This window comes from Candidatus Hydrogenedentota bacterium, assembly GCA_016791475.1.
Classification (GTDB): domain Bacteria; phylum Hydrogenedentota; class Hydrogenedentia; order Hydrogenedentales; family JAEUWI01; genus JAEUWI01.
On record JAEUWI010000504.1, the window covers coordinates 1 to 508 of the forward strand.

At 61.8% G+C, this 508-nt stretch carries 2 protein-coding genes; both read left to right on the forward strand.

Annotated features, from left to right (window positions below; genetic code table 11):
• Nucleotides 1-192 (forward strand): ABC transporter permease (locus tag JNK74_30490; GenBank protein ID MBL7650497.1); only part of this gene is annotated, 192 nt, incomplete at its 5' end.
• Nucleotides 182-508 (forward strand): ATP-binding cassette domain-containing protein (locus tag JNK74_30495; protein MBL7650498.1); only part of this gene is annotated, 327 nt, incomplete at its 3' end. The genes JNK74_30490 and JNK74_30495, both read left to right, overlap by 11 nt.

Sequence of the window (508 nt, forward strand, 5' to 3'; positions counted from 1 at the left end):
GGCTTCCTGAGAGCAGTCAACGCATTCAACCCGGTCGCCGTGGCCATCGAGGATCTGCGCCTTGTCCTGCTTGTCGGTACCCCGCCCACCTGGGGGAACTGGGCATTGATGCTGTCCATCGCCCTGGCCTGCGCCCTGACCGGTCATGCATTCTTCAGCCGCTGCCGTGAAGAATTCGCCGATGTCCTCTGAAGCGGTGATCTCGGTTCGTGACGCAAGCAAGATCTACCGGGCCTATGACCATCCGCTGCATGCCTTGCTGGCGCGCGTCACCGGAGGGCACTTTGGCCGATACAAGGAATTCCACGCCTTGCGCAACATCAGCTTCGAGGTCAGGCGGGGCGAAAGTGTCGGTATCGTTGGTCGCAACGGATCGGGCAAGAGTACCCTGCTGCAACTGATCTGCGGCATTCGCCAACCGACCTCGGGCACCGTGACCGTCACCGGGCGGATCTCTGCTCTGCTCGAACTGGGTTCCGGATTCCATCCCGATTTCACCGGACGCGAG